Source organism: Bacillus sp. TH25, from assembly GCF_016650935.1.
Classification (GTDB): Bacteria; Bacillota; Bacilli; order Bacillales; family Bacillaceae_G; genus Bacillus_A; species Bacillus_A mycoides.
Window position 1 is genome coordinate 387,035 of the sequence record NZ_JAEKEU010000009.1, and the last position, 21,344, is coordinate 408,378.

General features: G+C 35.9%; 26 protein-coding genes. 2 read left to right on the forward strand and 24 right to left on the reverse strand.

Annotation, left to right across the window (positions count from 1 at the left end):
* Positions 1-139 precede the first annotated feature (139 nt).
* The 11 genes from folE to JFT89_RS06540 all read right to left on the reverse strand — a co-directional run bounded on the left by folE (position 140) and on the right by JFT89_RS06540 (position 8,855).
* Positions 140-709 (reverse strand): GTP cyclohydrolase I FolE, encoded by a 570-nt coding sequence (gene folE / locus JFT89_RS06490; RefSeq protein WP_002064524.1) that lies wholly within the window; start codon positions 707-709, stop codon positions 140-142.
* Positions 710-830: 121 nt separating this feature from the next.
* Positions 831-1,103, reverse strand: coding sequence for an HU family DNA-binding protein (locus JFT89_RS06495; protein ID WP_001043860.1), 273 nt, complete (start codon positions 1,101-1,103; stop codon positions 831-833).
* Between the two features lie 297 nt (positions 1,104-1,400).
* Entirely contained in the window at positions 1,401-2,879 is a 1,479-nt protein-coding gene (spoIVA, locus tag JFT89_RS06500; protein ID WP_000416521.1) for a stage IV sporulation protein A, read from the reverse strand.
* A gap of 242 nt (positions 2,880-3,121) precedes the next feature.
* Positions 3,122-3,835, reverse strand: a complete 714-nt coding sequence (locus JFT89_RS06505) for a hypothetical protein (protein WP_002126422.1) — start codon at positions 3,833-3,835, stop codon at positions 3,122-3,124.
* A gap of 65 nt (positions 3,836-3,900) precedes the next feature.
* Positions 3,901-4,104: a DUF2768 domain-containing protein gene (locus JFT89_RS06510; RefSeq protein ID WP_002011815.1), complete on the reverse strand. Its 204-nt coding sequence runs from the start codon at positions 4,102-4,104 to the stop codon at positions 3,901-3,903.
* A 227-nt stretch (positions 4,105-4,331) separates the two neighbouring features.
* Positions 4,332-4,583, reverse strand: coding sequence for a stage VI sporulation protein F (locus JFT89_RS06515; RefSeq protein ID WP_000369753.1), 252 nt, complete (start codon positions 4,581-4,583; stop codon positions 4,332-4,334).
* A gap of 116 nt (positions 4,584-4,699) precedes the next feature.
* Entirely contained in the window at positions 4,700-5,722 is a 1,023-nt protein-coding gene (locus JFT89_RS06520) for an NAD(P)H-dependent glycerol-3-phosphate dehydrogenase (protein WP_016094452.1), read from the reverse strand.
* An 18-nt stretch (positions 5,723-5,740) separates the two neighbouring features.
* Positions 5,741-7,051, reverse strand: a complete 1,311-nt coding sequence (gene der, locus JFT89_RS06525) for a ribosome biogenesis GTPase Der (protein ID WP_002011811.1) — start codon at positions 7,049-7,051, stop codon at positions 5,741-5,743.
* Positions 7,052-7,175: 124 nt separating this feature from the next.
* A complete protein-coding gene (locus JFT89_RS06530) occupies positions 7,176-7,361 on the reverse strand; it encodes a capping complex subunit for YIEGIA (protein ID WP_002086624.1) in 186 nt (61 codons plus the stop codon).
* Positions 7,358-8,251: a YIEGIA family protein gene (locus JFT89_RS06535; RefSeq protein WP_002135269.1), complete on the reverse strand. Its 894-nt coding sequence runs from the start codon at positions 8,249-8,251 to the stop codon at positions 7,358-7,360. Before JFT89_RS06535 ends, JFT89_RS06530 begins: the two co-directional genes overlap by 4 nt.
* Entirely contained in the window at positions 8,244-8,855 is a 612-nt protein-coding gene (locus JFT89_RS06540; protein WP_002086626.1) for a YphA family membrane protein, read from the reverse strand. The genes JFT89_RS06535 and JFT89_RS06540 overlap by 8 nt, the downstream gene beginning before the upstream one ends.
* A gap of 117 nt (positions 8,856-8,972) precedes the next feature.
* Between JFT89_RS06540 and JFT89_RS06545 the strand changes: the two genes are divergently transcribed.
* Positions 8,973-9,107, forward strand: coding sequence for a YpzI family protein (locus tag JFT89_RS06545; protein ID WP_000513901.1), 135 nt, complete (start codon positions 8,973-8,975; stop codon positions 9,105-9,107).
* Positions 9,108-9,248: 141 nt separating this feature from the next.
* Here the strand turns inward: JFT89_RS06545 and JFT89_RS06550 are convergent, their stop codons facing one another.
* The 5 genes from JFT89_RS06550 to JFT89_RS06570 form a co-directional block, all read right to left on the reverse strand.
* Positions 9,249-10,037 carry a hypothetical protein gene (locus tag JFT89_RS06550; protein ID WP_033706598.1) on the reverse strand — a complete coding sequence of 263 codons (789 nt, stop codon included), beginning with the start codon at positions 10,035-10,037 and terminating at the stop codon, positions 9,249-9,251.
* Between the two features lie 250 nt (positions 10,038-10,287).
* Positions 10,288-11,337, reverse strand: coding sequence for a type 2 isopentenyl-diphosphate Delta-isomerase (gene fni / locus JFT89_RS06555; protein WP_016094454.1), 1,050 nt, complete (start codon positions 11,335-11,337; stop codon positions 10,288-10,290).
* Positions 11,338-11,349: 12 nt separating this feature from the next.
* A complete protein-coding gene (gene rpsA, locus JFT89_RS06560; RefSeq protein WP_002064519.1) occupies positions 11,350-12,498 on the reverse strand; it encodes a 30S ribosomal protein S1 in 1,149 nt (382 codons plus the stop codon).
* 330 nt (positions 12,499-12,828) lie between these two features.
* On the reverse strand, positions 12,829-13,506 hold the full coding sequence (gene cmk, locus JFT89_RS06565; protein ID WP_002011798.1) for a (d)CMP kinase: 678 nt from the start codon (positions 13,504-13,506) through the stop codon (positions 12,829-12,831).
* A 130-nt stretch (positions 13,507-13,636) separates the two neighbouring features.
* Positions 13,637-13,810 (reverse strand): DUF5359 family protein, encoded by a 174-nt coding sequence (locus JFT89_RS06570; RefSeq protein WP_002135263.1) that lies wholly within the window; start codon positions 13,808-13,810, stop codon positions 13,637-13,639.
* Between the two features lie 213 nt (positions 13,811-14,023).
* Between JFT89_RS06570 and ansA the strand changes: the two genes are divergently transcribed.
* On the forward strand, positions 14,024-14,998 hold the full coding sequence (gene ansA / locus JFT89_RS06575; protein WP_080001742.1) for an asparaginase: 975 nt from the start codon (positions 14,024-14,026) through the stop codon (positions 14,996-14,998).
* A gap of 34 nt (positions 14,999-15,032) precedes the next feature.
* Here ansA and JFT89_RS06580 read toward each other — a convergent pair whose 3' ends face one another.
* From JFT89_RS06580 to JFT89_RS06615, 8 genes are all read right to left on the reverse strand, one after another.
* Entirely contained in the window at positions 15,033-16,013 is a 981-nt protein-coding gene (locus JFT89_RS06580; RefSeq protein WP_002030753.1) for a YpdA family putative bacillithiol disulfide reductase, read from the reverse strand.
* 108 nt (positions 16,014-16,121) lie between these two features.
* Entirely contained in the window at positions 16,122-16,652 is a 531-nt protein-coding gene (locus JFT89_RS06585; protein WP_002064514.1) for a peptidoglycan recognition protein family protein, read from the reverse strand.
* Positions 16,653-16,731: 79 nt separating this feature from the next.
* Positions 16,732-16,968 (reverse strand): DUF3961 domain-containing protein, encoded by a 237-nt coding sequence (locus JFT89_RS06590; RefSeq protein WP_002064512.1) that lies wholly within the window; start codon positions 16,966-16,968, stop codon positions 16,732-16,734.
* 94 nt (positions 16,969-17,062) lie between these two features.
* The gene (locus JFT89_RS06595) at positions 17,063-17,272 is read right to left on the reverse strand and encodes a hypothetical protein (protein ID WP_002064510.1); all 210 of its coding nucleotides are present in this window, start codon (positions 17,270-17,272) and stop codon (positions 17,063-17,065) included.
* 79 nt (positions 17,273-17,351) lie between these two features.
* Positions 17,352-18,638, reverse strand: a complete 1,287-nt coding sequence (gene gudB / locus JFT89_RS06600) for an NAD-specific glutamate dehydrogenase (protein ID WP_000225168.1) — start codon at positions 18,636-18,638, stop codon at positions 17,352-17,354.
* Positions 18,639-18,986: 348 nt separating this feature from the next.
* The gene (locus tag JFT89_RS06605) at positions 18,987-19,595 is read right to left on the reverse strand and encodes a genetic competence negative regulator (RefSeq protein WP_002011786.1); all 609 of its coding nucleotides are present in this window, start codon (positions 19,593-19,595) and stop codon (positions 18,987-18,989) included.
* A 77-nt stretch (positions 19,596-19,672) separates the two neighbouring features.
* Complete coding sequence (locus JFT89_RS06610; protein ID WP_002064509.1) at positions 19,673-20,548, reverse strand: MerR family transcriptional regulator; 876 nt, start codon at positions 20,546-20,548, stop codon at positions 19,673-19,675.
* On the reverse strand, positions 20,548-21,324 hold the full coding sequence (locus JFT89_RS06615) for a metallophosphoesterase (protein WP_002086641.1): 777 nt from the start codon (positions 21,322-21,324) through the stop codon (positions 20,548-20,550). The genes JFT89_RS06610 and JFT89_RS06615 overlap by 1 nt, the downstream gene beginning before the upstream one ends.
* Positions 21,325-21,344: the final 20 nt, after the last annotated feature.

The window sequence follows — 21,344 nt, forward strand, 5'->3', positions numbered from 1 at the left end:
TCTTCGTCTCTAACAACTACAAACATTCATTTCCACAAAAGGCAGAAGTAATTTCCAACCTTTATATTCTTGCTCTTTAACATTAAAACTATATCATTTTTTTGTATATAAAAAAAGAAAAGCAGTTTCCCGCTCTTCTTTAATTCGTCTTAATAAACGATAAAATTTCACTACGTGCTGCTGCATCATTTTCTAACACGCCGCGCACCGCAGTCGTTATTGTTTTCGCACCAGGCTTTTTCACACCACGCATCGTCATACACATATGCTCTGCTTCTACTACTACCATTACACCATGCGGCTCTAGTACTTCCATAATAGAGTTAGCTACTGTTGATGTAATTCGTTCCTGTAGTTGCGGACGACGCGCAATTGTGTCTACAGTACGGGCTAATTTACTTAGCCCTGTTACTTTTCCACCTCGCGGAATATATGCAACGTGAGCAACTCCATAAAACGGAACAAGATGATGCTCACACATCGAATAGAATGGTATATCTTTTACTAATACAAGCTCTTCGTGGTCTTCTCCGAATACTTTGTGTAAATGCTCTTTCGGATCCTCATGCATCCCTGAGAATACTTCTGCGTACATTTTCGCAACACGTTTCGGTGTATCAAGTACTCCCTCGCGATTTGGGTCATCTCCGATTGCCTCTAAAATAAGACGTACTGCATGTTCAATTTGTTCTAAATTAACTTTTGCCATCCGCTAGCCCTCCCGAAAAACCTAAAAGTGATACGAACACATTCTAGCATATTTATGTTTTTAAAAGCAAAAAGAAGAGTTTCCAAAAAGGAAACTCTTCTTCCCTGTTAATATGTAAGGATTATTTAACCGCATCTTTTAACGCTTTACCAGGTTTGAATGCAGGTACTTTACTTGCAGCGATTTCAATCTCCTCACCTGTTTGTGGGTTACGACCTTTACGAGCCGCACGCTCACGAACTTCGAAGTTACCGAATCCGATTAGTTGTACTTTATCACCTTGTTTTAAAGCTTCTAAGATAGAATCAAAAACAGCGTCCACTGCTTTTGTTGCGTCCTTTTTAGAAAGGGAACTTGCTTCTGCAACAGCATTGATTAAATCTGTCTTGTTCATGCCATTCACCTCCTCCCAAAGATAAGACTGTATAATGATCATAAAATGAGTCTTACTTTCATTTGTAGGCAATTTTTACAAATTCTATACTACAAAGATGTAGATAAATCATTATCAACGCCTATATTATACGATTCTCCTTTATAATTCAATATTTTTAAGGAAATTGTTACTCTAAAAATGTGAAATTCTGATGAAACTTGACAATTTACAACAAAATATTAGATAATGACTGTTTATTTTTCTATTACGTACTCAAAAAGAAAAAATCCCTCTGCAATTAGAGGGATTTTTTTCTTATAATATAATCGCAATTAATCCGCCAGATCCTTCATTAATAATTCTTTCTAGCGTTTCTTTTAATTTATAACGAGCATTTTCTGGCATTAGAGATAACTTCGCTTGAATTCCTTCTCTAACAATAGAGCTAAGAGAGCGCCCAAATATATCAGAATTCCAAATTGATAGCGGGTCATCTTCAAAATCTTGCATCAAGTAACGAACTAGTTCTTCACTTTGTTTTTCAGTACCGATAATTGGTTCAAATGTTGATTCTACATCCACTTTAATCATATGAATAGACGGCGCAACCGCTTTTAATTTAACACCGAACCTTGAGCCGTGACGAATAATTTCCGGTTCATCTAAGCTCATATCAGCTAATGCAGGCGCTGCTACTCCATATCCGGTTTGTTTTACCATCCGCAGGGCATCCGCCACTTGGTCATACTCTGTTTTCGCATGAGATAAATCGAGCATAAGCTTTAATAAATGATCTTTCCCTCGAATCTCTACTCCTACTACTTCTTTTAAAATTTGATCATACAATTCATCTGGCGCATATAAATCAATCTCTGCCACACCTTGCCCCATATCGATGCCAGCTAGACTTGCTCGATCAATAAATTCATATTGACTAAACTGCCAAACGACACGGTCCACATCACGAAGACGTTTTATATCCTTTACAGTCTCTTGAACCGCTTCCTGATAACTTTGGCGTAACCAATGCCCTTCATTTAGCACCATTACCCAGCTCGGAAGGTTTACATTCACTTCTAAAACCGGGAACTCGAATAATGCTTCTCGCAGTACGTTATACACATCTGTTTCTCTTAAACTCTCTACACTCATCGCAATTACTGGGATATCATATTCTTCTGATAAACTTTGACGTAACTGCTCCGTATCTGGATGGTATGGCTGTACAGTATTGATAATCATAATGAAAGGCTTTCCTACTTCTTTTAACTCATTTACAACGCGTTCTTCTGCCTCTATATAATCTCTTCTTGGAATTTCACCAATTGTTCCATCTGTTGTAATAACGACACCAATTGTTGAATGCTCTTGAATTACTTTACGTGTTCCGATTTCTGCAGCTTCATGGAATGGAATAGGCTCTTCATACCAAGGAGTATTAATCATGCGCGGACCATTCTCATCTTCATAGCCTTTTGCTCCTGGAACCGTATATCCAACACAATCTACTAATCGAATATTCACTTCAAGACCTTCATCTACTTCGATAGAAACCGCTTGGTTTGGAACAAACTTCGGTTCCGTCGTCATTATTGTACGACCAGCAGCACTTTGAGGCAGTTCATCCTGCGCTCTTTGACGGTCTGACTCATTTTCAATATTGGGAATAACAACAAGTTCCATAAACTTTTTAATAAATGTTGATTTCCCTGTTCGAACAGCTCCTACAACTCCAAAATAAATATCACCGCCTGTGCGTTCCGCAATATCTTTAAAAATATCTACCTTTTCCAAGTGATTCCCTCCCTCAATATTTTTGGGAATAATTCCACGTTTATAGTCAACTAATACCTTCTCTAACGTTGCCTATAATATCTGATATAATATAATGGTATTCTAGAAGTTCGGACAATATATCATATAATTTTGTCCAATTTCATATGACTATTTAAAAATACCTTTTGTTTGCATCGCAAGTTGTATAACATAAAAAACCTTTCTTCTAGAACTTATTCACTAAAAGAAAGGTTCATGACTTATGATTTCAAAAAAATTGGTTCTCCATTTTTTACTGTATACGGCAAAGAGTATGCAGGAACAAACGGGGAATCCTTCGATAATATACTCCGGATATCTTCACCTTCTTTAAATTGTCCTTCATTTTTTTTCAACGCTTCATATAAGTCGATTCTATAATCAACAAACAATTCTCCTTTTTCATTAATTACAAGAGGGAGACCCTTTCCTGAGTACGGACTTGTCACTTGTGGTACATCTTTATATCCTAGTTTTTTGAAGTCTAATTCATAAACACCATCTGTGATCACTTTTTTAAAAGGTGGATATTGATGTTCATCACGATACATCCTTAGCTTCAATGCCACTTCTTGAATTTGTTCCGCCATTCTCACATCAATTAACTTTACTGTCGGATTTTTTTCAACATCTATTAATACATATTGATATACTCCACCACTTTCATACGCATTCCCTGGTGCCTCTTGTATGTACCTTGGAGCAATTTTTTGAAAATCAATTGGATACTTCTGATAAATCGGCGTACTCATATCACGCGTCTTAATTGGTAATAAACCATCCGTTTGCTCCTTATATGTATTAATGGCTTTTTGTACAACTTGCAACTGGTCTTCATAAGGAATAGCACTTTGTTTCATATTTTCTCTTGGATACATACACCCTGTTAAAATGCTCATGCAACAAAATATTAAAATAATATGGATTTTTTTCACTGACAATCACCTTTTCATGCTAGTATGGACTGTTGCTTTTGTAACATTTACCGACTACACATCCTTTATTGCTCAATAGGGCCACTAAATACAACAAGGAAGATAACAATTCCCGATACAATCATGAGGGTGTACGCTACTAAAGCTGTAATCCCTTTCAAAAATTTATTCTTCATTTTATGCCTACTCAATAAAATAAAACTTACTGCAAGAAACATAAATCCAATTGCCCCTAAAGCAAACCACATTTTCATAAGCCCTTCCGACATATATACACCCCTTTACTTTCAATCTATTTTTATACTATTTTAACAAATTAAAATCTTTAAACAAATAAAAATCATCATTTTTCCGTGAATTGATGATTTTTATTTAAAATAATAAAACCGAAGCACGAAATGATGCGCTTCGGTTGACCAAATATGCCCTTAACAGCTCTATTCCCATTCTTTCATAACTATCATATGCATTCTCTAAACTCTTTGTTTCTCATAATTTATTTTTTAAACATTTTACTTAACGAACCAAAATCCGCCGGCATATTATTGTTAATAATCGCTTTTACAATTTGATCCTCTTGCTCTTTCGGCACTTCGCGTCCTGCCATTAGAGCAACTTGATGAATCAATTGGCGAAGCACTGTCTCATCACGTAAGTTCGCATTTTGAACAGACGACGCTAATTTAAAAATATCTTCTTTGTTCACTTTCGCTTCTTTTTCAATGTTATTAAAAATGTTGTTATCCATTCTTTTCACCCTCTCCTCAAGTTACTCTTCATCCTATGCAGAGATGAAAAATTGGTGAAAAGACCCATAAAAAATAAAAAACGGTAGAAGTACGAAATGTACTTCTACCGCTTTCTTTATAACAAATCAGGTACCGCTTCAACTTCATGTTTTCGAACACGTCCCATCAATGAGCCTACTGCATCTTTCACATTATTCCCATTGAACAGCACGTCATATAAAGCAGCTGTAATCGGCATTTCAACTTCCATTTTCTCTGCCAATTCATGAGCAGCTTTCGTTGTTCTTACACCTTCTACAACCATACCCATACTTTCTAGCACTTCTTCTAAAGAGTGCCCTTTTCCAAGCATATTTCCAGCGCGCCAATTTCGGCTATGCACACTTGTACAAGTTACAATTAAGTCTCCCATACCAGTTAGACCAGCAAACGTTAACGGATTTCCGCCCATTTTTCTTCCTAAACGAGCAATCTCTGTTAAACCACGTGTCATTAATGCCGCTTTCGCATTATCACCTAATCCAAGCCCGTCAGTTATCCCCGCAGCTAGTGCAATAATATTTTTTAAAGCACCACCAAGTTCAACTCCAACGATATCTGGGTTTGTATATACACGGAAATAGCTATTCATAAACAAATCTTGTACTCCCTCAGCCGCTTCCATACGCTTTGCTGCAGACGTAACAGTTGTCGCTTGACGCAACCCAACTTCTTCAGCGTGACTCGGCCCAGATAGTACAACAACATCCTTAATCAAGCTCTCTGGAATTTCTTCCTCAATCACTTCCGAAATACGTTTTGACGTACCTGGTTCGATTCCTTTACTTGCATGAATCCAAGTAATTGGCTCTGTAACAATTTCTTTCATCTCTTGCAATACGTCTCGGTACGCTTTCGTCGGTACTACTAGCAGTACTGTATTTACATCTACTAATGCTTCTTCTAAAGAAGAGTAGGCTACGATTGTGCTTGGCAATGTAATCCCTGGAAGATATCTACTGTTCTCACGCTTCGTATTAATTTCATTCATGAGTTCAGGACGGTTTCCCCAAATACGTACATCATGCCCATTGTCAGCTAATACCATCGCTAACGCTGTTCCCCAGCTACCTGCTCCTATTACTGTGATTTTTGTCATAAAATCACATCCTCTCCATTAGTCTCTTGCTCTAGCGATAATGTGAATCGGCGTTCCTACAAAACCGAATGCTTCACGTAAACGATTCTTTAAGAAGCGCTCATATGAAAAGTGCATTAATTCTGTATCGTTTACAAATATAACAAATGTTGGTGGTTTTACCGCAACCTGTGTCGCATAGAAGATTTTCAGACGGCTACCATTATGTGTCGGTGTTGGATTCATCGCTACCGCATCCATAATTACATCATTTAATACATTCGTTTGTACACGGATGCTATGGCTTTCATTTACCTCATTGATAACCGGTAATAACGTTTGTGTACGCTTTTTCGTTTTCGCAGATAAGAATACAATCGGTGCATACTCTAAAAATTGGAAATGAGCACGGATGTTTTCTTCAAATGCTTTCATTGTTTTTTCATCTTTTTTCACTGCATCCCATTTGTTTACAACGATAATAACAGCTCGTCCTGAATCATGAGCATATCCAGCGATTTTTTTATCTTGCTCAATAATTCCTTCTTCTCCGTCTAAAACGACTAAAACAACGTCAGAACGTTCAATCGCTCTAAGTGCACGAAGTACACTATACTTTTCTGTACTTTCGTATACTTTCCCTTTTTTACGCATACCAGCTGTATCGATGATTACATAATCTTGATCATCTTTACTATATGGTGTATCAACAGCATCACGTGTCGTTCCCGCTATATTACTTACAATTACACGTTCTTGACCAAGAAGTGCATTTACAAGTGATGATTTCCCTACGTTTGGACGTCCAATTAAAGAGAAACGGATTGTTTCATCGTCATACGCTTCTTCTTCAATCTTTGGAAAATGATTTGCAGCTTCATCTAACAAATCACCAAGTCCTAAACCGTGTGTACCTGAAATCGGGAATGGCTCGCCAAATCCTAATGCATAAAAATCATAAATATCACTACGCATGTCTGGATTATCAACCTTATTTACCGCAAGTACAATTGGTTTTTTAGAACGGTATAAAATTTTAGCAACTTCTTCATCTGCTGCAGTTACACCATCGCGACCATTCGTCATAAAAATGATAACATCCGCTTCATCAATCGCTACTTCCGCCTGTTGACGAATTTGTGTCAAAAACGGCTCGTCTCCAATATCAATTCCACCTGTATCAATAATGTTAAACTCATGATTTAACCATTCTCCCGCACTATAAATACGGTCTCGCGTTATACCTGGTATATCTTCTACGATTGAAACTCTTTCTCCAACAATTCTATTGAAAATAGTAGATTTCCCTACGTTCGGGCGGCCTACTATCGCTATTACTGGTTTCGGCATATACTTTCATCCTTTCAACTTGCTTCTGTTTATTATGTAAAAAACCCTTCTTTGTGCAAGAAGGGATTTGCATTCCAGAATATTTCTCAACGTATCAAAACACCTCACATTATACCACACGTTACTAATGTTTCACAATAATATATACATTATCTTGTAAGCGATGTGCAATACCATCTAAAATAGCCTCTAAATTATTTGCAACAAATTCCAGTTCCTCTGTCGACTCGCAAATAAATAAAGGGGCACCACCTGCAAATTTCTCTGGCGTTGTTGTAATGACTGCGAGAATAACACTTTCTAACATCATCTCTTATCTCCCCTTCCTTTCGGAGCTTCTGATGACATATGAACAGCACTCTCTAATGTTGGTACATTTCCGATTACCCCTATCGCTTTTTCTGCATCTTGATCTTGCGGCAGAACAAAAACCCCAACTCTCCCATCCTCTAAATCACGCTTCGCTAACGGTACAAGTGCCGGCGTTCCAGAATCTCTATATATTCCTAAAGCAACCGAAACATCATGTAAAATAGCTTGCCGTTGTCCTAAGTTTGAGATTGTAACCATCGCATCTATCGATTTCGGTTTTAAAATAAATCCCATTCCATATTTCATAATTTCTTCTTGCCTTGCTGGCAATCCAATATTCATAATGTAAATATTATCAATATAAAGTCCTGCTCCTTCAAAACGAAGTGGAACGTGCTCTATTTCTACAAGGTCATGAAGTCTTTTACCTGACATTAATTTTTTCGCAATGAAAAAACTTACTATACCAGTAATTACCCCGGCAATCCATGAATCGAATCCTATATACGCAAACGTTGTTACAAACGACGTTAACATCGCCAAGTAGTTACGACTTTCAAATACTAATGCAATTCCTTCAATGTATGTATTACCACGTGGTACGAGCTCATATCCATCTAATTGTTGAAGCGTATTTCTTTCCATATTGCGCACATCACGAAATTGCGTCGCTGCTAACGTAAGAAATGTAATTGCAGAGAAATCTTTTTTCAAAACAGACGGAATCGCAATTGCTCCTAAGGCAGCCGCAATTAATCCCATCGCGATATGAATAATTTTCCCGTGAAGCCTCGTCGGATATTGCCTCGTATCGGTACGAAGCATTAACAACCTAGTTATTGTACCTGCAATTACGCCACATAAAATAGCTGGTGTATATTCAGTCATGTATTACCCTCGCCTTTCTTTTACGTGTTTTCCTCTTAAATTGTTCCATATATACCGATGCCTTTGTAATCCAAAGTAAAATCGCCATAAATAAAGTGGAAACAGCAGCAACATCTAAAAAAGCTAAACTGCCGTATTCATAAGGAAAATGTAATTTACGAAAAATAAGCGTCACCAATAATTCTCCTTGTAACATCCCTATATACAAGGAGCATAATCGTAATATGCGATCCCCGTGCAATAAAACCGATGCATACACAAGTGCACCACTTAACAGCAACAACCTATCAACCACAATCCAAATTGGATCATATACTTCTAACAAATGAAAGCTTGTATATAACATTGCAATAATAAGTGCCGAAAGTAAGGTATATAATTTTTTCCAAATAGAATATAACGCGATACCTACAAAAGAAATAATACAAAGCAAAAGGGCATTTACCGATATCGTGAAAGAAGCAATCGTCACATTTAACGGAGAACAAATAATAAAAATTAATATACAAGCACTTATCTTCCAACGAATAGATTCCTTTTTCATAAAAAAGGTCACGACAATCCACCCTATCCAAGCAACAAAATAAAAAGTACTCCCATCCATCATTTCACCTCCTATGATTTCCATTATGGGAACTTTTTATGAAAGTTAATCCTCCTTTTCTTTGTGCATAGTTTTTCTCATAACAGCAAAACTTTTAATAAGGAGGTGTAACTCACAATGGGTAAAGATCGCCAAGAACGAAAGCTAAGAGAATCACGCCGCGTTGAATCTGATCGCGACCAATCGCTTCAATATCCCGGTGCAACAAGTCTTGATACACCGGAGCAAGCTCGAAAGCAAAATCAGCATTAAATAAAGTGAAACTTCAGTGGGGGTATCCATCCCCACTGATTATTAGCCCACACCAATCGAGCTGCCCTCAAATAGGCAATACAAAAAGACGGTTTCGATATTGTACGAAACCGTCTTTTTACACAATTATTTTATTTATTTCTACTCGTAATATAATTCTTTTGTTTTCGCATTATAAACCCTATCACTCAACGAGGCATCAATCGTAACTACACCTGTTGGTTTTTTAGAATATGTAATAACATAATACGTATGTAGAGAAGGATCTTTACTCTTTACCTCTACACGTACATAATCCGTCTCTCCTATCTCATTTAACTTTCGCTCAACCTCTTTTTTCACACCTACAATATCTTCTTTTTCTCCTTTAATTTCCCTACTCACAATGGTATTTCCTTGATCAGAAAGCAATACTACTTCAGCATTACTTAAACTTACTTCATTTGGTATATTAAAATAATAAATTGCATACGAATCTTCCGATGGATTTTTGTCTTCTCCTAATTCCCTTGATAAAATTAGTGCTTCTATTCCACTTCCTGCATTCACCGTTGGATTCCTATACAATTCATTCCCGACTGCGATTGCAATATTGGCCGTTTTAATTGCTGATTGTGCTGTTGTTGAACTAGAATCTCCTTCTCTTACATTTGAAGTTAATGAAATTTCAACCTTTTTATTATATCCAGAAACCGCTGTATCTTCTCTTATATTTCGTGCATGGATGTTAACATCTTCACTATTATATGTAATGCGTCCTATTGTATTTTTACTATTTGAAGATACATTATCTCCTTTTTTATTAACATCCTCATCCCCTAAATTATCGTAAATTTTCCCTTGTTTCTTTTGGCTCTTAAATAGCAATCTCTTATCTTGTTTTATCGCTAACCAGCTATATAGAGAGGAATACTTTCTTACTTTTGCCATGTTTCTCTCCACAAACATGGCAAAAGTAAGAATCCTCCAATAATTCAGCAGCACATTTTCTACATTTCTTCATTTTTATAACCCCTTTTTTCAATTTTAGCTTTTCTGCACGATATTTATATATACTTTTATTATAATTTAAATTCTCTCTTTTTTCCATTTATAGAATTATATAGAATGATAACTTCTCGCCCTCCCTCTTCATTTTACGAAAATAATACGCAAAAAAATCAACCGGATGGTTGATTTTTTATCGCCTACTATAATGTGCAGTGTCAATCCCTCGCTGCGCTAACCAATGGTACGTTTCACCTTTTACAACAAGAGGTACAGATTGTAACTCTTCTATCGTCTTCACGCCAAGAGCTGTCATAATAAATTTTAAATCTGTATGTAAAAGATCAATTTCATCCACTAAATTCTCAACACCATCTTGTATTAAAATACGTAAAAAGTATCCAGCAAACGCAGTTGTATTCGCCCCTAATGCGATTGCCTTTGCCACGTCAAGTGCTGTTTGTATACCCCCAGATGCAATAAAAGAGAGGTTATTATTTGTAGAGGTTGCTTCAATAATCGAGGTAGCTGTTTGTATGCCCCAGTTATTAAAATAAGAAAGCATTCGCTGTCTTCTTTCATTTTCAACAGCAGCAAAATTCGTACCACCTTGTCCGCCAATATCAATTGCTGTTATACCTATATTCGCTAACTGTTGTACTGTTTCCTTACTCATTCCAAAACCGACTTCTTTTACGATGACAGGTACTTTACTTTTTAAAACTATTTTCTCAATCCGCTGAAGTACACCAGTAAAATCACGGTCTCCTTCTGGCATCGTTAACTCCTGTATGACATTTAAATGAATTTGCAGTGCATTCGCTTCGATCATATCAACGGCACGCTCTGCCTGTTCGACAGTTGCCTCACTTCCTAAGTTTGCGAAAAAAATCCCATTCGGATTTACTTTCCTAACAACTTTATACGAAGCCGCTTCACTTTCATTTTTTAAAGCTGCCATTTGCGAACCTACAGCCATAGCAAGGTTATGATGTTTCGCTACATATGCTAATTGCTCATTAATATGTAATGTTTGCTCTCCTCCACCACCAGTCATCGCATTGATAAAAATCGGCGAACTTAGTGAAAGTTCGCCGATTTTTGTTTCACATGTTATAGTGTCATAACTTGAATTTGGCAAGCTTTGATGCACAAAATCAATATCATGAAAGCCATGCGTACGAGACTGACCAGTAGAAAGAGCATATTCAATATGATCTAATTTACGTTTTGCCCTTACCACTTGTACCCCTCTTTATTTCTTTAATTTTTTCAGTTGTTCACCAATAATATCACTTAACTGGAAAGTAGCCGAATCAGCATTTGGCTCATATTGGCTATAATCTTCTGTTACATTATTTTCTTCAAGCGTTTCTTTTATGCTTAAAGAAATACGTTTTTCTGCTACATGGACTTCAAGTACTTTCACTTTTACTTCTTGTCCCATTTCCAATACTTCATTTGGATTTTTCACGTGACGATTTGCAATTTGAGATACATGCACAAGCCCTTCAACACCAGGTAAAATTTCAACAAATGCACCGAATGTAACAAGGCGTTTTACTACTCCCTCACGAATATCTCCAGCCTTTATTTCGCCAGCAACATTTTCCCAAGGTCCCGGCTGAGCTGCTTTAATTGATAAAGAAATACGTTGTGTATCAGCATCAACAGATAACACTTTTACCTTTACCTTTTGACCTTGCTCTAATACCTCAGAAGGTTGCTCTACACGTTCGTGTGAAATTTGTGAAATGTGAACTAAACCGTCCACACCACCAACGTTAACGAAAGCACCAAAATCCGTTAATCGTTGTACTGTTCCTTCAACAACATCTCCTTCTTTTAACGAAGAGATTGCTTCTTTTTTCTTAGAATCTAGTTCTAGTTCTACTACGGCTTTATGCGAAAGGATTACACGATTTTTTTCACGGTCTAATTCAACAATTTTCACCGCTAATGTTTTTCCTTTATAGTCAGCAAAGTCTTCTACATAATGTACTTCTACAAGTGAAGCTGGGATAAAACCACGAACACCAAGGTCCACAACTAACCCACCATTCACGATATCTTTTACAGTAACATCAAATACATGACCAGAATTAAATTTTTCTTGTAATTCTACCCACGCTTTTTCTGCGTCAACAGCTCTCTTAGATAAAACAAGATCATCATCTTCTAATTTAATAATTTTCAATTCAAGTGTTTGATCTAATTCTACAACATCGCTTGCTTTTTCAATATGAACGTTAGCTAATTCACTAATCGGAATTACGCCATCTGTTTTGTATCCAACATTTACAAGAACTTGTTTCTCTTCAACTTTCGTTACAGAACCTGTAACAACGTCACCAACTTGTAATTCTTTTGAATTCATAACTTCTTCATTCATTTTCTCTACCATGGAAATACCTCCCTACAGAATTGACAAAGCATTTTTATGTATATACGAAATGAAAACAAATGTTTTCATTTGCATGTTTAAGAATTTATCATCACATATTCTGTTTCAATACAGTTCACAAGAAACTATATTAAATCTATATAAATAGTATACAGCAAAATCATCTTGAAGAAAGTATGATTTGAAATATAATAGCGAATATATTCTGACAGTTTTTTTCCTCTGTAACTAACTTCTTACAAATTAGCCCATTTGTCAAGAAAAGAGACTTATAATTCACTTATCCTTTACATTTCAAAAAAAATAAAGAAAGAGGATAGTCCTCTTTCTTTATTTCGCAAATACTCCTGAAACAATACCCATAATTTTTTGGACAACTTCTTCAATTGATAAAGAAGTTGTATCTAATTCCAATGCATCATCAGCTTTTTTCAAAGGAGAAACTTCGCGTTCTGAATCTAATTTATCACGCCTAGCAATTTCTTCTCTTAACTGCTCTAAATTAGAATCGAAACCTTTATTCATATTTTCTAAATGTCTTCTTTCCGCTCTTTCTTCTACAGAAGCAAGCATAAAGATTTTCACTTCAGCATCTGGTAGTACATGTGTACCAATATCACGGCCATCCATTACTACGCCGCCTTTTTTAGCTAATCCTTGTTGACGACGTACCATTTCTTCACGAACAAGACGATGCTTTGCTACAATAGATACACGATTCGTCACATCTGGCGTACGAATCACTTCAGAAACATCTTGTCCATTTAAAAATACAAGTTGTGTATTTTCCCCTTGCTGAAATTCAATATTTACATTTTTTACAACTTCCATTAACTTTTCTTCATTTTCAATATCCACTTTTTGTTCAAGGGCTGCATATGTAATAGTACGGTACATTGCGCCTGTATCAATGTAAACATATGAAAGTTTTTTTGCAACCACTTTTGCAACTGTACTTTTCCCAGCAGCCGCTGGACCATCTATAGCAATCGAAATTCGTTTATCCATTGTAACACCTCATTTTTCACTTATAAAACAAAACGAAAAGCAGGTATTTTCCCCCTGCTTCTTCTCATTTGCCTCGCGTCATTAAATCCTCAATAATTGTAGCATAATCCATCATAGAAGAAAATGAAAACTACTTATTCACCTGTAAGATTTCCGCCTTATTTTTCGTGACGACACCTTCGTAATAAACAATTTTCGATAAATATTTCACTGAAGATTTATGTATAAAAAGCAGTTGGACGACAGAAAGAAAAATAAATTGAATCAGTAATATACGAATTATAATTTTCTCCACTTTTTTCAAAAAAACTCACTCCTTCCCTCTCTACACTTACACATCTACTCTCATAAATTTCCATAAACAAAACCTAACCTAATAACCACTTACCGGAGCACACTTAAAGTAATTTATTTTATTGTCATTTTCTAAGCCTACTTTTATACATTTTCATTGTCGAATTTACTCAAAACATGTTATGTTCTAAATGTATTTTTCAACTTGAAAGGGGTATAAGCATTGAAAAGAATCCTAGTTTTACACACAGGTGGAACAATTGCAATGGAGGAAGATAAAGAAACTGGGGTCGTACAACCAGGTAAAAAAAATCCTCTTTTACAATTTATTCCTGATTTAGAAGGCGATGTTGATTTAATTGTCGAAGATGTGTTCCATCTTCCATCTCCTCACATGACTCCTAGCGAAATGCTACAATTGCAAGTCATCATTGACGAAAGAGTAAAACAAGACGATATTCACGGCGTAGTCATCACGCATGGTACCGATACATTAGAAGAGACAGCTTATTTTCTTGATTTAACAGTTCAAGCAACTATCCCAATCGTTGTGACAGGGGCAATGCGTTCTAGTAATGAATTAGGTGCCGATGGTCTATATAATTTCTTATCAGCTGTAAAAGTTGCTAGTAGTAATGAAGCTGCTGAAAAAGGCGTTCTAGTCGTATTAAATGACGAAATACATTGTGCTACAAATGTAACAAAAACGCACACAAGTAATGTCGCGACATTCCAAAGTCCACAGTACGGACCAATTGGCATGGTAACAAAACGTGGTGTTGTTTTCCATCATGCTTTAGTGCATCACGAAACATGCACAGTACGACAGATTTCTAAAAACGTTGTCGTTCTAAAAGCATACGCAGGTATGGATGATACATTATTATCAGCAATCGAAACACTACCAGTAGACGGAATTGTTATTGAAGCACTTGGACAAGGTAATTTACCTCCAAGAACACTTCCTAGTCTAGAACGATTAATAGGCAAAGGAATTCCTGTCGTATTAGTGTCTCGCTGTTTCAACGGTATCGTTCAAGATGTATATTCATATGAAGGTGGCGGCAAGCAATTAAAAGATATGGGCGTTATATTCACATACGGTTTAAATGCTCAAAAGGCGCGTATTAAATTATTAGTCGCATTAGAGAATACAAATTCTCATGAAGCAATCCAAAATATGTATATGCACGATTAAAAAAGAAGCTGTCGAAGATTTCGACAGCTTCTTTTTATTCTTCTCTTGATGCAATGGTTTGCGCAATCGCATCTCCATGGAATCTACCGTTCTCGATAAATATTTCATTTGCGTTATTCCCCGCAGCAATTACACCTGCAATAAAAATATTTTCAGCGTTTGTTTCCATACTACCCTCTATATAAATCGGGCGTCCTGTTTCTTCATCAATCCGAACTCCCATTTTTGTTAAGAAGCTGTGGTCTGGATGGTAACCCGTCATAGCAAATACAAAATCGTTTTGAATTGTATTTGCCTCACCATCTACTGTATACGTCAACGTATGCTCAGTAATTTCTTTTACATGCGCATGGAAATGCATTTGAATTGTCCCATTTCGTACTAACGCCTCAAATTCCGGCAAAATCCACGGCTTAATACTTGGCGAGTATTCCCCACCACGGTATAGAACTGTTACACGTGCACCCGATTTAACAAGCTCTAACGCTGCATCTATACTTGAATTTTTACCACCTATTACAACGACATCTCGATCAAAATAAGGGTGTCCTTCTTTGAAATAATGAGCTACTTTCTCAAGTTTCTCACCAGGTACATTCATATAATTCGGATTATCATAATATCCAGTTGCGACAACAATGTATTTCGCAACATATATTTCTTTGTTTCCGTCACGCTTCGTCGTTTCAACTTTAAAAACATCACCATCTTTTTGAACTTGTTCCACTCGTTCAAATGCATTTACACGTATAGATTTACGCTTTACTACTTCACGATAATACGCAAGCGCCTGATTACGAAATGGCTTACGATTTTCTGTAATAAAAGCAACTTCACCAATTTCTAATTTTTCACTAGAGGAGAAAAATGTTTGATGAGTTGGATAATTATAAATTGCATTTACAATGTTTCCTTTTTCGATTACTAACGGATTTAACCCCACTTTTTGCAACGAAATCGCCGCTGCTAATCCGCATGGACCGCCTCCGATAATAATAACTGTTTCTTTTTGCATACCTGTTCACTCCTAGTCTTCTACCAATACACTATTTATAAAAACAAGAAAAAACCTACTTACAGCAGTAGGCACCTATCTTTATTGTATTCATTTTTCATATATTTGTCATCTAAACGAAACGTACATCCGATAGACATCTGCTAAAAACTGCTGAAATTTAATACCTTGTTTCCCTAATACATTCTCAGGATCAATCTTTCTAGCTGGATCAAGTGTTTTATGTGATACGATATCTTTTTTCGGATTCAAACCGAAGTTTTGGCATAAATACGCATGATACCACGTAAAACGAGTATATGCTTCCCAAAAGTTAACATCACCGCCATAACAAAGTTCTACCCCAATGGCAGCCTTATTCGCATCATAACCATATAAGTCATTATCCGTCGGCACACCATATCTAACATGATACGCAACTTCATTTATAGGAATAATTTCCAATATTTTTTTGTCATCTATAAATGTATGCGCCGAAGCTTTCGGTTGTATTTCATTAAAGTAATCTCGATTCCCTATCGCATTGCTACCAGGATTCCCCGTATCATGACTTACAATAAACCTTACTTTAGAAAGAGGAATTCCCGGTCGTGAACTTCCATATCCAATATAGTTACGCTCTATAGGAAACATCGCCATTACTACCAACTCCCGCTTTAGAAGATTACTTTACTTCCTTATATATGTATTCGGTAGCAATGTCCTTATCGCACATTTCTTACGCGAAGAGAAAACTGAAAATATTTGATGTGAACACCATAAATAACAAAATACTTACAGCGACTCCATAAAAACCGTAAAACCAAATACAATCTTCTTTCGTATCTAAACCGAAAAATTTATTTACCGATTGTAATAATGTGCCACGCTTACTTTGTTTGTTTCGTAATACTTCCACTCGTTCTACAACATCTGCTGGCATCATAAATCTTTGGTCTACTGTCATTTTCATCATTTATCTCTCCTTAAAATCATTTCCGTTTTGCTTATCTAAGGAAAGTATAGCACGTTTGTTCGTGCAGAACAAGCGTTCTTTTTTATTTTTTATTCTATTTTTCACCAAACCAAGTAATAATTGTGAATATAAACGCGATAATTGGTCCAACTACAACTGCACCAAATATTAAAAACAATAATCCTTCGCCGAACAGCCGAACGACACTTGTTTTTCGGGCTCTCTTAGCTCTTGCAAGTTCACCCTCTAACACCTTAACCTTTTCTTCTAATTGGTCTACTCGTTCCATCATTTCATTCCCCATATACAACACCTCATTTAATACTTCAACAAAAAACGCGATTCCCTCGAAAGGAAATCACGTTTTCTCAAAACATTATATATTATACCCAACCTCTGAAGCGACTAGCCTCAGCCATTTTACGAACACCAATCATGTATGCAGCTAAGCGCATGTTCACTTTACGAACTTGTGATGTTTCATAAATTGAATCGAATGATTTTACCATTACTTTTTCTAAACGTTGTTCTACTTCTTCCTCAGTCCAGTAGTAACCTTGGTTATTTTGTACCCACTCAAAGTAAGATACCGTAACGCCACCAGCACTTGCTAATACGTCTGGAACAAGTAAGATACCACGATCTGTTAAGATTTTTGTTGCTTCTAATGTAGTTGGACCATTTGCAGCTTCAACCACAATTTTCGCTTTAATCTTATCAGCATTTTCTTCTGTAATTTGGTTCTCAATTGCAGCAGGAACTAAAATGTCGCAATCAAGTTCTAACAGTTCTGTATTTGAAATTGTATTATTAAATAGTTTTGTTACAGTACCGAAGCTATCGCGACGATCTAGTAAGTAGTCAATATCTAATCCATTCGGATCATGTAGTGCACCGTAAGCATCTGAAATTGCAATTACTTTCGCGCCTGCATCATGCATAAATTTAGCTAAGAAGCTACCCGCATTACCAAATCCTTGAACAACAACGCGCGCACCTTTAATATCAATGTCACGTTTTTTCGCAGCTTCACGAATACAAATTGTTACACCTTTTGCAGTCGCTGTTTCACGTCCGTGTGATCCACCTAATACAAGTGGTTTACCCGTAATAAATCCTGGTGAATTAAATTCATCGATACGGCTATACTCATCCATCATCCATGCCATAATTTGTGAGTTTGTAAATACATCTGGAGCCGGAATATCTTTTGTCGGACCAACAATTTGGCTAATTGCTCGTACATAACCGCGGCTTAATCTTTCTAATTCACGGAAAGACATCTCACGTGGGTCACAAATGATTCCACCTTTACCTCCACCATATGGTAAATCAACAATACCACATTTTAAACTCATCCAAATAGAAAGTGCTTTCACTTCATTTTCTGTTACGTTTGGATGGAAGCGAATTCCACCTTTCGTTGGACCAACAGCATCATTATGTTGTGCACGATATCCTGTAAATATTTTAACAGTCCCGTCATCCATACGAACTGGAATTTTCACTGTCATCATACGAATTGGTTCTTTCAATAATTCATATACTTCGTTTGGATAACCCAATTTTTCTAATGCTTCATTAATTACAATTTGTGTTGAATTTAACAATTCAAAATGTTGTTCCCCTTGTTGTTGTGTTTTCGTTTGAGTTCCCTTTTCGGCTACCATAGTAAGTAAACCCCCTGTAATTTCACTTGTTTAGTAAACCTTCATTGCCTAGTATACACCGTTAAATTTGGAATGCAATAGAAAACGCTAACAAATATATACAAACTATTTTGTATTGCAAGCGTTTTCACTATTATTATAGTCCTTTTATTGCTTTTAGAAAAGTAAAATACTTAAATATTTAAATATTTTTTATTTTCATCAAAATACATTCGATAAAACAATTATTTCATCAAGAAATACTGATTACATTTTAACATACAGATCGGCTAGTCTTGTTACCTACACTTCGTTTTATAGATTTTAGATTTTCAGCTGAATAAAAATAAAACCTCAAGCTACGTTACATTAGCTGAGGTTTTGTTTTTTCACAAAGTAATTGTATATTTGTTCAATCGCTTGAGAATCCATTAATTCTTTACCATATTCCATTACGCGGTAAATTGTTGCTGTTGACGGATTACCGTACTCCGCTAAAATAGCTATAAAATCCGCCTTCAATAATTGAAATTGCTCTTCTTCTTCTATCCAAAGATAAAAACGATCATCCCACGTATACAACTTCCCATCAGTTACACCAAGGTTATATAAGCGATTTGACAAATTGATTACATCATCTAATGTAGCAAACTCGTAAAGTATATGTTCACTTTCATCAAGAGTCACTTGCATTTCAATAAACTCGTCACGGAACTCATCTTCTGTGTCCACTTCGTGATTTTCTTTTGTTACAATTACAACCATACCTTGAGCTTGTAGAGAAAATACTTCAACAGCAATCGGTCCATCCGCTTCAAACCCTAATTCTGTATTTGCTTCTTGCATCATATCACGGAATAGTTGCTGTACTTTCGGTGCATTTCTCCACAAATCTTCTTTCGTTAATCCTCGTTCAGATAAATCATCAAATGTTAGGAAAATTTTAATCTTATTATAATTTAAACGTTCCAGTCTCATCTCATACCCTCCCTACGTAACCATTGCATCTAATTTTTATTATATGAAATAGAAAATAGATGGTTCTTTTCGAACGACTATTCCGACATCTTTAACCATCCATCCCATTCTTCTTTCGTGTTACCAATTAGGATATTTTGAAGATTTAATTGATCTCCAATGCCTTTTCTTCCTATAAAACCACCAGAGATGTTTCCATTTTTTTCTTGCAACAAGTCAATAAATTCTACTGCCTCTTCAAGTTCTCGTTCATCATCAAAAGATATAAACAAATATTTAGGTTGTAATTGTTCAATAGCTAGTAAAATACCTTCTTCATCTAAACTTGTCCCCATATACATTGCTTGATATCCTTTTAGTCGTAAATACGTCGCGAAAATAAATCCTTTTAATATATTATTTTCTAAAACGAAAACTTTGTTAACGGAAGAATACACCGACGCATTATGATAGATCATTCCTAAACGTGTTTGTAAGAATGATACAACATATTTGAATTGCGACATTGTAATCTCATTATTACTTTTTAAAGTTAACAACTTGTTTGCCACTTGAAGAATGATGCTTGCAACAACCTTTTCCGTTGAATATATACTAAAAACCTCGTTTAATAATGCAGAAATTGTAATTTCATCAAATTCTAACAAAGCTTGTAGTATATCGTCCACTAAAACAACTTCTGTATCAGTAATTTTTTCTTTTTGAACGTTGTTCTGCAACCGATTCCCTTCTAATAACTGAACTGCTTGTCCAATCATCATCCCCTCAGAAACTTTGTTCATTAACCATTTCAAAATATGAATATGCTCTTCTGTATATAAACGATGCCCCGCACGATTTCTCTTTGGGGCAATAATATGATAGCGTCTTTCCCATGCGCGAAGTGTACTCGGTTGAATTCCGAGTATATTTGAGACAGCTTTTATATTATATTTTCCATTTGAATTCGGCATTATTTCCCTCCGCATAACGTAATGATATGTGTTTGGGAAGGCGCCCGAAAACGAAGAGGGAACAATGTTGTTCCATACCCATTACTAACAAAGAGAGTCGTATTAGAATGCTTATATACGCCACCCTTTAAATACTTTTCAGATGGAAACAACCGAATCTGGCCTCCATGTGTATGTCCACTTAATACGAGCGAAATTTGTTCATTACCAGACATTTTCTTTATTATATCTGGGTTGTGACTAATTAAAATGCGAAAACCTTCTTCTTTACAATCAGACAACGCTAAATCTAAACGATCTCGTTCTAATCCAACATCATCGATACCGAGTAAGCAAATTTTCTCTCCTAATTCAGACTCAAATACAACTCTTGTATTATCTAATACCTTCACATTATTTTCTATTAATAAAGCATCTAATTCGTGATATTCAATTTCATAGTCATTATTTCCCCATACAAAATATACAGGGGCTATTTCTCTTAACTTTTGAATATTTAAAGAGATTTGCGATAAAGGTACTCCTTTTTCAGCTAAATCACCGCCAATAATTACGATATCTGCTTTTCCTTTCACTCGTTCAATTAGCGAGCTAGAAATGATCCTTCTATGAATATCCGAAATAAAAAAAACTTTAACTTTTTGAAAACTTTCCGGAAATTCTTCGAATACTAAAGTATGTTCCAACACTGTATTACGCATCGCTTCTTTATACATTCCAAGAAGACATACAAAACCAATGCATATGAGAGTACATAATAATATAATCCATGCCATATATTTTTTACTCTCCCTCC

Excerpts from the sequence above, each read along its gene's own strand:
- folE (WP_002064524.1), bottom strand. The coding sequence starts at position 709 with ATGGCAAAAGTTAATTTAGAACAAATTGAACATGCAGTACGTCTTATT.
- JFT89_RS06495 (WP_001043860.1), bottom strand. The coding sequence starts at position 1,103 with ATGAACAAGACAGATTTAATCAATGCTGTTGCAGAAGCAAGTTCCCTT.
- JFT89_RS06510 (WP_002011815.1), bottom strand. The coding sequence starts at position 4,104 with ATGTCGGAAGGGCTTATGAAAATGTGGTTTGCTTTAGGGGCAATTGGA.
- JFT89_RS06515 (WP_000369753.1), bottom strand. The coding sequence starts at position 4,583 with ATGGATAACAACATTTTTAATAACATTGAAAAAGAAGCGAAAGTGAAC.
- JFT89_RS06520 (WP_016094452.1), bottom strand. The coding sequence starts at position 5,722 with ATGACAAAAATCACAGTAATAGGAGCAGGTAGCTGGGGAACAGCGTTA.
- der (WP_002011811.1), bottom strand. The coding sequence starts at position 7,051 with ATGCCGAAACCAGTAATAGCGATAGTAGGCCGCCCGAACGTAGGGAAA.
- JFT89_RS06530 (WP_002086624.1), bottom strand. The coding sequence starts at position 7,361 with ATGATGTTAGAAAGTGTTATTCTCGCAGTCATTACAACAACGCCAGAG.
- JFT89_RS06535 (WP_002135269.1), bottom strand. The coding sequence starts at position 8,251 with ATGACTGAATATACACCAGCTATTTTATGTGGCGTAATTGCAGGTACA.
- JFT89_RS06540 (WP_002086626.1), bottom strand. The coding sequence starts at position 8,855 with ATGGATGGGAGTACTTTTTATTTTGTTGCTTGGATAGGGTGGATTGTC.
- JFT89_RS06545 (WP_000513901.1), top strand. The coding sequence starts at position 8,973 with ATGGGTAAAGATCGCCAAGAACGAAAGCTAAGAGAATCACGCCGCGTT.
- JFT89_RS06550 (WP_033706598.1), bottom strand. The coding sequence starts at position 10,037 with ATGGCAAAAGTAAGAAAGTATTCCTCTCTATATAGCTGGTTAGCGATA.
- rpsA (WP_002064519.1), bottom strand. The coding sequence starts at position 12,498 with ATGGTAGAGAAAATGAATGAAGAAGTTATGAATTCAAAAGAATTACAA.
- cmk (WP_002011798.1), bottom strand. The coding sequence starts at position 13,506 with ATGGATAAACGAATTTCGATTGCTATAGATGGTCCAGCGGCTGCTGGG.
- JFT89_RS06580 (WP_002030753.1), bottom strand. The coding sequence starts at position 16,013 with ATGCAAAAAGAAACAGTTATTATTATCGGAGGCGGTCCATGCGGATTA.
- JFT89_RS06585 (WP_002064514.1), bottom strand. The coding sequence starts at position 16,652 with ATGGCGATGTTTCCTATAGAGCGTAACTATATTGGATATGGAAGTTCA.
- JFT89_RS06590 (WP_002064512.1), bottom strand. The coding sequence starts at position 16,968 with ATGATGAAAATGACAGTAGACCAAAGATTTATGATGCCAGCAGATGTT.
- JFT89_RS06595 (WP_002064510.1), bottom strand. The coding sequence starts at position 17,272 with ATGGGGAATGAAATGATGGAACGAGTAGACCAATTAGAAGAAAAGGTT.
- gudB (WP_000225168.1), bottom strand. The coding sequence starts at position 18,638 with ATGGTAGCCGAAAAGGGAACTCAAACGAAAACACAACAACAAGGGGAA.
- JFT89_RS06605 (WP_002011786.1), bottom strand. The coding sequence starts at position 19,595 with ATGAGACTGGAACGTTTAAATTATAATAAGATTAAAATTTTCCTAACA.
- JFT89_RS06610 (WP_002064509.1), bottom strand. The coding sequence starts at position 20,548 with ATGCCGAATTCAAATGGAAAATATAATATAAAAGCTGTCTCAAATATA.
- JFT89_RS06615 (WP_002086641.1), bottom strand. The coding sequence starts at position 21,324 with ATGGCATGGATTATATTATTATGTACTCTCATATGCATTGGTTTTGTA.